The organism is Streptomyces sp. NPDC005799, assembly GCF_040630525.1.
GTDB classification, from domain to species: domain Bacteria; phylum Actinomycetota; class Actinomycetes; order Streptomycetales; family Streptomycetaceae; genus Streptomyces; species Streptomyces griseorubiginosus_B.
The window spans coordinates 1-10,050 of record NZ_JBEXXQ010000010.1 but is presented as its reverse complement, the minus strand read 5'-3'; the positions used below and the strand labels follow the sequence as shown (position 1 = coordinate 10,050).

The following is a 10,050-nucleotide window of genomic DNA, read 5'->3' as shown; positions in this document are numbered from 1 at the left end:
CGCACCTGCTCCCGGGGCAGGCGCGGGGGCCCGCCCGGCCTATGGGGGGGGGGGGGGGGCCCCGCTCCTGTCAGCTCCGGGCCTCGATCCCGGTGATCTCCAGTTCCCGGCCGCTGCGCAGCTCGGTGGAGGGGCCGTCACAGCGCGGGCACCAGAAGAACGGGGGCATGCCCACCGGGAACTCCTCGGCGCACGGACCGCAGTAGGCCTGCGCCGGAACCTGCTCGACCACGAGCCGGGCCGCGGCGAGGGCCGTGCCGTCGCGGGCCACCTCGAAGGCGAAGTCGAGCGCGTCGGGGACGACTCCCGACAGCTCGCCGACCCGTACGGTCACCGCCGCGACGGTGTCCGTCCCGTCCGCCCGGGCCAGTTCGTCGGCCCGCTCGATGATCGCGGTCGCGATCGACAGTTCATGCACGGCAGGCTCACGGATACCGTTGGCCCGCGCGCAGGCCGCCGGCCATCCGGTAGATCCGCATCTCGCGCCGCAGACTCGGGAACTCCCGGACGAACACCGCCAGGGCCACCGCGCCGGCCAGGACGGCCTCGGCCATCAGCAACCGCCGTCCCGACGTCCCGTCCTGTGCGCTCCCACTTCGTTGCACCTTCATTCCGGCTCCCTGCTGTTCCTCATCCCGGCGGGATGTTCGGCATGACGTCCAGCAGGGCGTCGTGCCGTTTCCAATGGATCCCGGTGGAGCGGCGCGCGTCGGCGGTGCCGTCCTCGTGATGCCCGGTCTGGTCGTCGTACGGCCCGACGTTGCCCTGGTGCATGCCGGGCACATGCCCGGTCGAGTCGGGCTTGGCCTGGGCTCGGCCGACTCTGATGCTGCCCATGGGTGCTCTCCTTCCTCGCCTCCGCGCAGCGGAGTGCGGGCTCATGACCGCTCGGTGAGGTCCTCGAAGAACCGGTCGACGGCGGGCCAGATCCGGCCGCCGCCGGACAGGCCCCGCCATTCGCGGCGTACGACGGCGACCATCCGGTAGCAGTCGTCGACGGGGACGATCCAGTGGTGGTCGTTGCCGTGGACGGTGTTCACGAGCAGTGCCTCCACGTCGGGTTCCATGGACGCGAGCCGCGGACTCTCCGCGGCCAGCCGCTGCCAGGCCTCGGCGTCGACCTCCCAGCGCATGGCTCCGGCCGGGCTCGGGCCCTCGGCGGTGACCGTGCCGTCGGACCGGGGCACGAAGAAGACCAGGCCGACCGGCACGCCCAGGACATCAGTGTCCACCCGGGGCAGGCGGATCCGCCTGCGGGGGACGAGCCGGTAGCGTCCGTCCCCGCCACCACCGTCGGCGAACAGCACCGAGCAGGGGCCGCAGGCGCAGCACACCTGGTCGTCCGCGGTGTCATAGAGGTGCGGGTGCTCGTCGGCGACCGGCGCGGCGCACAGGTCGCACCGCTCCGCCTCGGGCTCCGCCGTGCGGTCGGCGGAGGAGCGGATGAGGCGGGCCAGGGCGCCGTCCGTGGTCACGGTGAGCCCCGGTGGGTGAGCGTGGTCAGCGGTACGAAGGCGGCGGGCGCCGTGGCCGGCACCGGTTCCACCGCCGTCAGCTCCGGAGCCACGGCGAGCACCGCCTCCTGCACCGCGGCGGTCACGTCGCTCGTGCCGCCGCCGCACCCGGAGCCGCAGCCGCCCGTCGTCAGCCGCACGCGGCCCACCTCCCCGTCCACGCCGGCCCACTCAACGTCGCCGCCGCGTTCTTGGACGGCGGGCCGCAGCCGCTCGACCGCGCGGGCCGCCCGGCGCTCGACGGACTCCGGGTGGATTTCGTGCAGCACCAGGAGGTGGCCCAGCAACTCGTCGTCGGCCAGGCGTTCGGACAGCTGCGCGTCCGCGTGGTCCATGACCCGGGCCAGCGCCTCGCCGTAGACCTCGGTGAGCAGCCGCACCGCCTCGATCGCGGAGCGGGTGGCCGGGCCCGGGGCGGACTCGAGCCCTTCCAGCAGCTGGTCGAGGCGGGCGAGCCGGGACTCCACCGCCGGGTCGGCGAGCCGTTCCACGGCCCCGGCCTCAGCCATGGTTCGCGCCGTAGGTCGGCGAGTGCAGGGTGGTCAGCGTCTTGCCCTTGCCGACGTACATGTGCACCCCGCACGGCAGACAGGGGTCGAAGCTGCGCACGGTGCGCATGATGTCGACGCCCTTGAAGTCGTCGGGCCCGTTCTCCTCGAAGATGGGCTGGCCCTGGACGGCGTCCTCGTACGGGCCGGGGGTGCCGAACTTGTCGCGGGGGCTGGCGTTCCACGGGGTGGGCGGGTACGGGTGGTAGTTGGCGATCTTCTTGTCCTTGATCACCAGGTGGTGGGAGAGGACACCGCGCACCGCCTCGTGGAAGCCGCAGCCGATGGCCTCGTCGGGCACCTCGAAGTTCTCGAACACCTTGGTGTCGCCGGCGCGGACCAGGCCCATGGCCTCTTCCAGGAACTGCAGGGCCATGGCGGCGGCGTAGGCGACGAAGTACGGTCGGGCGCGGTCCCGTTCGATGGTGTTGCTCCACTTCGGGATGCGCCACTCCAGGGTCGTCTCCGGCAGCGACTCGCCCTTGGGCAGCGAGATGCGCACGCTGTTGCCGGTGGCCTTGACGTACGGGGTGTCGACGAGGCCGCTGAGCGCGGTCGACCAGAGCCGGGCGAGCGGGCCGCCGCCGGTGTCCAGGGCGAGGTGGTCACCGGTGCGGCGGTCGTACCAGCGCGGGCTCATCACCCAGCTGTACTTGTCGGCGAAGTCGCGCTTCTGCGGCACCGGCACGGTGGTCTGGTTCCAGGGGTGGCGCATGTCGACCGGGTTGCCGAGCGGGTCGTGGGTCACGAAGGGCTGCTCGTTCACCCAGTCCTCGTAGTAGGAGCTGCCCAGCATGATGCGCAGTCCGAGGTTGATGTCGACGAGGTTGTTGGTGACCAGCTGCCCGTCGACGACGATGCCGGGGGTCACGTACATCGCCTTGCCCCAGGCATTCATGTTCTCGTAGCGGTAGTCGACGACGTCGGGGTCCTGGAAGGCTCCCCAACAGCCCAGCAAGATACGGCGGTTGCCGACCTGCTCGTAGCCGGGCAGCGCCTCGTAGAAGAAGTCGAAGACGTCGTCGTTCATGGCGACGGCCTTCTTGACGAAGTCGATGACCCGCATGAGGCGGCTGAGGTAGTCGGTGAAGACGGTCGGCTGCGGCAGGGTGCCGACGCCCCCGGGGTACAGCGTGGACGGGTGGACGTGCCGCCCCTCCATCAGGCAGAACATCTCGCGGGTGACCCGGCTGACCTTCAGGGCCTCCTTGTAGACCTCGCCCTCGAAGGGGTTGAAGGCCTTCATGATGTCGGCGATGGTCCGGTAGCCGTGGATGTCGCCGCGGGGCGCGTCGGTGCGCTCGGCGCGGGCCAGCACTCCGGGGTTGGTGGCCTTGACCATGGCCTCGCAGAAGTCCACGAACACCAGGTTGTCCTGGAAGATCGTGTGGTCGAACATGTACTCGGCCGCCTCGCCGAGGTTGACGATGTGCTCGGCGAGCCTCGGCGGCTTGACCCCGTAGGCCATCTGCTGCGCGTAGTCGGAGCAGGTGGTGTGGTTGTCGCCGCAGATACCGCAGATGCGCGAGGTGATGAAGCCCGCGTCGCGCGGGTCCTTGCCCTTCATGAACACCGAGTAGCCGCGGAACAGCGACGAGGTGCTGTGGCACTCCACGACTTCCCGGTTGGCGAAGTCGATCTTCGTGTAGATGCCCAGGTTGCCGATGATGCGGGTGATCGGGTCCCAGGACATGTCCACGAGCTGCGGCGGCTTGCGTCCCGTGGGCCGGGACTCGGTTGTGGTCATCGCTGTTACTGCCCCTTGCTGTCGGTGCTGCGTCGGTCCGTGGTGGGGTGGGTCTCGCGCGGTGTCAGGGCCGCCAGTAGGGGTCGTAACCGCTGGTCAGCTTCCGCTTGTTGTGGCGCCATCTGGGTTCGTGGTTCACCAGCTCGTTGGTGAAGCCGCGCAGCCGGCGGATGACGGCGCCGTACGGTTTGACGATCATGGAGGACAGGGTTCCGCCGGGCGGCTCGTCCATGAACGGCATGAACGCGTCGGGGAAGCCGGGCATCGTGCAGCCGATGCAGATGCCGCCGACGTTCGGACAGCCGCCGATGCCGGCCATCCAGCCGCGCTTGGGGACGTTGCAGTTGACGACCGGCCCCCAACAGCCTGTCTTCACCAGGCACTTGGGTGAGTTGTAGTCCTTGGCGAAGGTGCCCTGCTCGTAGTACGAGCCGCGGTCACAGCCCTCGTGGACCGTCTTGCCGAACAGCCACTGCGGACGCAGCATGTGGTCCAGCGGGGGCGGCGGGGCGGATCCGGCGGCGTGGTACAGGACCCAGATCAGGGTCTCCATGAAGTTCTCGGGCTGGATCGGGCAGCCGGGTACGTTCACCACGGGCAGGCCGCCCTGGGACCTGAAATCCCAGCCCAGGTAGTCCGCGAGGCCCATGCAGCCGGTCGGGTTGCCGGCCATCGCGTGGATGCCGCCGAAGGTGGCACAGGTGCCGGCGGCCACCACCGCCCAGGCCTTGGGGGCGAGTTGGTCGATCCACCAGTTCAGGGTCTGCGGCTGGCCGGTCTCGGGGTCGTTGCCGAAGGACGTCCAGAAGCCGTCGCCCTTGATGATGTTCTGGTTGGGGATGGAACCCTCGATGACGAGGATGAACGGGGCCAGTTCGCCGCGTGCGGCCGCCCGGTAGGGGGCGAGGAAGTCCTCGCCGCCCAGGCTCGGGGAGAGCACCTTGTTGACCAGGTTCACCTTCGGCAGGCCCGGGATCAGGCCGAGCACGAGGTCCTCGATGGAGGGCTGGTCGGCGGCCGTCAGGGAGACGGTGTCGCCGTCGCAGCTCATGCCCTCGGAGATCCAGAGGATGTGGATCTCGTCGAAGCCCTGTCGGTCCTCGGCGCGGTCGGGTTCGCCGCTGACCTCGGTGGTGCTGCTGTGGGTTGTCATGTCAACGGCCTCCGCTGCGGGGGGTGTCGGAGTCGGTCGGGCTCACGTGGGTCGATGGTTCGAGCGGTTGGAGTTCGTCGGGCCGGAAGTAGTGGAATCGGCCGTACCAGCTGTGCAGTTCGGCCGCGGGATCGTCGTCGAGGGTGACGGCGAGGTGCACGCTGCCGTCCACGTCGTGGAAGACCGCGGCCACCTCGGCACTCCGCCCGTCCAGGAACATGTCCTGCGCGTCGGCGCCCCGGCGTCGCGGGCGAAGCCGGACGCGGCTGCCGCCGCCCAGGGGTACGCCGTCGACGAGCACGGTGTCGGTGGACGGGGAGAGACCGTCGTCGGCGCCCTCCTGCCACCAGGCGGCACGTCCGGCGGGCGGGGTGGACGGGGTCGGTGGGGTGACCGGGGACAGGGAGCGGATGGCGCCGTGCAGCCGTTCGAAGACCTCGCGGGGCATGGTGTCGACCCGGTCGAGGATCGCGGCGGCCCGCGGATCGGTGGCGCGTGCCTCGCGCTTCTCCTCGTCGGTCAGCAACATCGTGCGCAGGGTGAGGATCTCGTCGATCTCGCCCGCGTCGTGCAGGTCGCCGGGGCTCTCCGGGGCCACCTGGGGGTGGTCGGGAAGGATGATCGGCGAGGCCAGCAGGACGTGCCCGACGGCGCCCGCGCCGGCGGGGGTCTCGCCTGCCGGTTCGCCGCCGAGGACGGGGAAGACGAATTCGTTGCGGCATGCGTCCGCGTGAGGGCGCAGGTCCTCGGGCGGATCGATCAGCGAGGCGAACTCGACGCCGTCACCGCCGATGAGGGTGTGGGCGGCGATGAGCGCGCGGCGCAGTGCCTCGTCGCGTGACGCCCGTGGATCAGGCGCGGGGCCGGAGTTGACGGTGCGGACGCGGAGGCGGCAGAGGTCGTGCCCCAGCCGCTCGGCACTGACGGTGGTGCTCGCCCGCAGCTCCTCGCGACGGCGGACCACCCGCCCGGCGTCCCTCGGCAGTGCCTCGATGTCGAGACCGTCCGCGGCTCCCGTCGCAACGGTGTGTTCGGCGTCGAGGAGGTCGTCCATCGGAATGACGATGTCCGCCTCGCACGGCACCGCCTCGTCGAAGGTCAGGTGCACCGTGCCGTCATCGGCGGGCAGCGACTCGACGGCGCGGTGTCCACCCTCGGCGTCGGCCGCCTCCACCTGCTTGCGCTGCATCTGCAGGTACCGAAGGCGCACCCTCAGCAGCGCGTCGGGCCGGCGGATCCTCAGCAGGCACTCGGTCTGCTGGTACCAGGAGTCGGCGGAGCCGGACACGCCGGGGACGACGGGGCCGTCCCGCTCCACCCAGTCCCTGGGGAACAGCACCCCGAACTGCCACCGGACGCGGTTCTTGGCCGACGACCGCCTGTACGGATACAGCAGGTAGCCCTCGTAGAGAACGGCGTCGGCCACGGCGCCCAGTTGCTCAAAGGCCTCCAGGGACCGATCGGGAGAGGGATCCGTGGGGCTCGTCGGGACAGCGGACGCCGCCATGCCGCCCACGACCGATCCGTCCGCCATCGCGCCTCCTCGATTCCATGTGCAGTCCCATGCCTCCCACCAAGGTCACACCGCTCACCCACCTCCGCCTGCTGCGGCACGGCGTTGTTGAGCCGTTGGAGGGACCACGCGGCGTGACCGGGTTGTCAGGGCCGCCAGCCGGCCGGGCCCCGAAGGGAAGACGGGAGCGCGTTCGGACGAGGGCGGCGGGACCGGGACCAGCCCTGAGATCGGCCGACCTGGAGCGACGGCGGGCTGGCGGGACCGCCTGGGACGGCTGGGCTGGAGCGGTGGCCGGCCCGGTGGGCCCGGGGCGGCGGCCCGGGAAGGACGGGCGGGCGGCGGGCTCGGAGGCGGCAGGTCTGGCGGCCACGGCCGGAGCGAAGGCCTGGAGACAGCAGGCCTGGGACGGCTGGGCTGGAGCGGTGGCCGGGCCGGTGGGCCCAGAGCGGCGGCCCGGAAGACGACGGGCGGGCGGAGGGCTCGGAGATGACAGGTGTCGCGACGGCAGGCCTGGGACGGCTGGGCTGGAGCGGCGACCGGGCCGGTGGGCCCGGGGCGGCGGCCCGGGAAGGACGGGCGGGCGGCGGGCTCGCAGGCGGCAGGTCTGGCGGCCACGGCCGGAGCGAAGGCCTGGAGACAGCAGGCCTGGGACGGCTGGGCTGGAGCGGTGGACGGGCCGGTGGGCCCAGGACGCCAGCCCGGGGGACGACAGTCGGGCGGAGGGCTCGAAGGTGGCAGATCTGGGGGCAACGGCCGCAACGGCGGGCGTGGGCGCGGTGACGGGGGCGGAGAGCCTGGCCGGACTGCGCGCGACGGGCCCAGGCCCTGACCGCCGTCACGACGGGAGTGTCTTCTGCCGATCGACGACGAAGGGTGGGGCGCCCGAGGGGCGGCAAGGGCCGTGGGCCGACGGCTGGGCCGGAGGACCTGACAGTGGGCATGGGCGACGAAGGCCGGGACGGAGGGCCCGGGGCATCGGCAGTCCCTGGGAGGCGGCAGCTGGGCGGAGGACGGCACGGGACGACACGCTCCTCCCGGGCATCTCCAGGGGAGGGCCGTGGGCCGATCTGCGGCAGCGTGGGGCATCGGCCTCAAGGGCGGCGAGCGTTGGGGCAGCGGCTGGTTCGGATGACCACGCTGGGCAGAGAGGCCCGACCGACGTCAGAGGCCCGACCGACCTCACAGTCGGCACAGCTTCGCGGCACCGCACCCCGCAACCAGCCGACCTCACCGCCTCACAGGCACCGCACCCCGCAACCAGCCGACCTCACCGCCCCGCAGGCACCCAGCCCTCGCACAGTCGGCGTCACCGCCTTGCCGGTGGCCCACCCCTCAAGCATCCGGTGGCTTCCAGCCTGGGGGCTGGAGTATCCCCAGTAGCTGGCGGACCAGTTCGTCGACCACCTCGTCCAGCGTCGCCTTCACCCAGCCCGCGCTCCAGTCGTGAAGCAGGCCGTTGACGCTGCCGATGAAGGCGGTCGCGGCGATGCGGTAGTCGCGTCGGGCCGCCTCCCCACGCGCGGCCGCCGCCTCCGCCTCGGCGCAGATGAGGTCGACCCAGCGGGAACGGCGGGCCAGGCGCTGCTCCTCCAGCCGCGGACTGACGCCGATGATCTCGACGAAGGTGATGCGGATCCGGCGCGGATCGCCGGTGACGTTCGCCGCGTAGGCCCGGAAGATGGCGGTGGCCCGCTCGGCGATCGGCCGGCCCTCCGCCTCGGCGAACGCGGCCAGCACGGCCTCCTCCGCCCAGTCGTTGACCTGCAGATGCAGCGCCGCGAGCACATCCTCGAGGGTGCGGAACTCCTCGTAGAACTGACGGGTCGACAGCCCCGCGGCCTCGCTGAGCGCCGCGACGGTGGTGGCCCGGTATCCGGGGTCGGCACCGAAGAGTTCGAGCGCGGCGTCCAGGAACCTCCTGTGCCGCTCGGCCTGCCGCTGTTCGGCGGTCTTGCCGCCGTATCGCCCGGTCGGCGCCCTGAGCCTGCCCGCCACTGAGCCTCCCTCGTTACGTGATCCCTCGATTTTGTCGTGTACGCAGTCTTGTGGAGAAGGGTGCCCGCTCCTTACTTTCCAGTAAGTAAGAGTCTGAACGCGCTGCTTTTCAGATTCCACCGTCCATTCCATTGGCATGCCCGCATCACGCCCACGCCCCGTCCACAGAGGAGAGAGCACTCATGCCTGCCTTCAGATCCAGGCACCTTTGCTCCGTAGCCGCCGCCCTCGTCCTGACCGTCGCCGCCCCCGCGACCGCCGCCACCGCGGATTCCGCCGCCGCGCTGCGCGAGGTGCTGTTCGTGGGGAACAACTGGGACGGCACCGCGACCGTCCTCAAGTCCTCCGGCGACTTCGCCAAGGTCGGGGAGATCAACGTCGTTCCCGACAAGGCGCAGCGCATCGCCGAGATCAACGCCGACCCCATCAAGTGGATCTACTACACGGCCATCCGCAACGAGGTCGGGCAGGGCCACGACCAGTACGTCGACGACATGTACTCCACGCCGGATGGCAAGTCCGTGGTCGTCTCCCGGCCCAGCTTCGCCGACGTCGTCTCCATCGACCTCGCCACCGACAAGATCAACTGGCGTTTTCCGGTGGCCGGTTACCGCGCCGACCACATGGCCGTCTCCCCCGACGGCACCCGGGTGGCGGTGTCCGCCTCCACCGCCAACAAGGTGCAGGTGCTGGACATCAACACCGGCAAGGAACTCGGCGAGTTCGCCACCGGTGACAAGCCGCACGAGAACGTCTTCACCAACGGCGGCAAGTACATCTGGAACATGGCGATCGGCGAGGTCACCACCTCCCTCGACGACCCGGCCTGGGACTGGACGAAGGGCGACCGGCACATCACCGTCGTCGACGCCACCACCTACAAGACGGTCAAGACGATCGACATGCGTGACCGCCTCGACGCGATCGGACTGAAGGACTTCTCCGACGCGGTGCGACCGGCCGCGTTCACGCCGGACTGGTCGAAGATGTACTTCCAGGTGTCGTTCTTCAACGGCTTCCTGGAGTACGACATCGCCACCGACAAGATCACCCGGGTGAAGACGCTGCCGTCGAACCCGGCGACCAGCACCGACCGCACCACGTGGCTGCTGGACTCGCGCCACCACGGCATCTCGATGAGCCCCGACGGCACCAAGCTGTGCGTCGCCGGGACGATGGACAACTACGCCACCGTCGTCGACCGGGCCACCCTCCAGGAAGGCCCGCTCGTCACGGCGTCGACCCCGTACTGGGCGACCGTGAGCGGTGACGGCAAGGACTGCGTCATCTCCGAGAGCGGCGCCGACCAGATCACCGCGATCGACTTCACCACGGGCCAGAAGGTGCTGTCCGTGCCGGTCGGCGACCACCCTCAGCGGGTGCGGCTGGGCCATGTCCTGGCCGACTGGACCGGCCCGACGAGCTGACCCCCGGGTGACGGCGCCGGACCGACGAGGTCCGGGGCCGGGCGGGTGGCCGGGCGCACCCCCACCCCCCCCCCCGACACGGGGGGGGGGGGCGGGGGGGTGCGCGGCGGGGGGGGCGGCCCCCGCCCCGCCCGCCCCCCCCCCCCCCCC

At 71.2% G+C, this 10,050-nt stretch carries 10 protein-coding genes; 1 reads left to right on the top strand and 9 read right to left on the bottom strand.

Annotation, left to right across the window (positions count from 1 at the left end; genetic code table 11):
* Positions 1–70 precede the first annotated feature (70 nt).
* The 9 genes from hypA to ABZ453_RS11890 form a co-directional block, all read right to left on the bottom strand.
* The gene (gene hypA / locus ABZ453_RS11930; RefSeq protein WP_359014100.1) at positions 71–418 is read right to left on the bottom strand and encodes a hydrogenase maturation nickel metallochaperone HypA; all 348 of its coding nucleotides are present in this window, start codon (positions 416–418) and stop codon (positions 71–73) included.
* A 7-nt stretch (positions 419–425) separates the two neighbouring features.
* On the bottom strand, positions 426–611 hold the full coding sequence (locus ABZ453_RS11925) for a hypothetical protein (protein ID WP_359014098.1): 186 nt from the start codon (positions 609–611) through the stop codon (positions 426–428).
* A 19-nt stretch (positions 612–630) separates the two neighbouring features.
* The gene (locus tag ABZ453_RS11920) at positions 631–837 is read right to left on the bottom strand and encodes a hypothetical protein (protein ID WP_359014096.1); all 207 of its coding nucleotides are present in this window, start codon (positions 835–837) and stop codon (positions 631–633) included.
* A 41-nt stretch (positions 838–878) separates the two neighbouring features.
* Positions 879–1,475, bottom strand: a complete 597-nt coding sequence (locus ABZ453_RS11915) for a DUF5947 family protein (protein WP_359014094.1) — start codon at positions 1,473–1,475, stop codon at positions 879–881.
* On the bottom strand, positions 1,472–2,023 hold the full coding sequence (locus tag ABZ453_RS11910) for a NifU family protein (protein WP_359014092.1): 552 nt from the start codon (positions 2,021–2,023) through the stop codon (positions 1,472–1,474). The genes ABZ453_RS11915 and ABZ453_RS11910 overlap by 4 nt, the downstream gene beginning before the upstream one ends.
* A complete protein-coding gene (locus ABZ453_RS11905; RefSeq protein WP_356949371.1) occupies positions 2,016–3,809 on the bottom strand; it encodes a nickel-dependent hydrogenase large subunit in 1,794 nt (597 codons plus the stop codon). The genes ABZ453_RS11910 and ABZ453_RS11905 overlap by 8 nt, the downstream gene beginning before the upstream one ends.
* A gap of 64 nt (positions 3,810–3,873) precedes the next feature.
* Positions 3,874–4,962 (bottom strand): hydrogenase expression protein HypE, encoded by a 1,089-nt coding sequence (locus tag ABZ453_RS11900; RefSeq protein ID WP_359014090.1) that lies wholly within the window; start codon positions 4,960–4,962, stop codon positions 3,874–3,876.
* Position 4,963: 1 nt separating this feature from the next.
* On the bottom strand, positions 4,964–6,496 hold the full coding sequence (locus ABZ453_RS11895; protein ID WP_359014088.1) for a hypothetical protein: 1,533 nt from the start codon (positions 6,494–6,496) through the stop codon (positions 4,964–4,966).
* Between the two features lie 1,314 nt (positions 6,497–7,810).
* Positions 7,811–8,473: a TetR/AcrR family transcriptional regulator gene (locus tag ABZ453_RS11890; RefSeq protein WP_359014086.1), complete on the bottom strand. Its 663-nt coding sequence runs from the start codon at positions 8,471–8,473 to the stop codon at positions 7,811–7,813.
* Between the two features lie 182 nt (positions 8,474–8,655).
* Between ABZ453_RS11890 and ABZ453_RS11885 the strand changes: the two genes are divergently transcribed.
* A complete protein-coding gene (locus ABZ453_RS11885) occupies positions 8,656–9,900 on the top strand; it encodes a YncE family protein (protein ID WP_359014084.1) in 1,245 nt (414 codons plus the stop codon).
* The last annotated feature ends 150 nt before the right edge of the window (positions 9,901–10,050 follow it).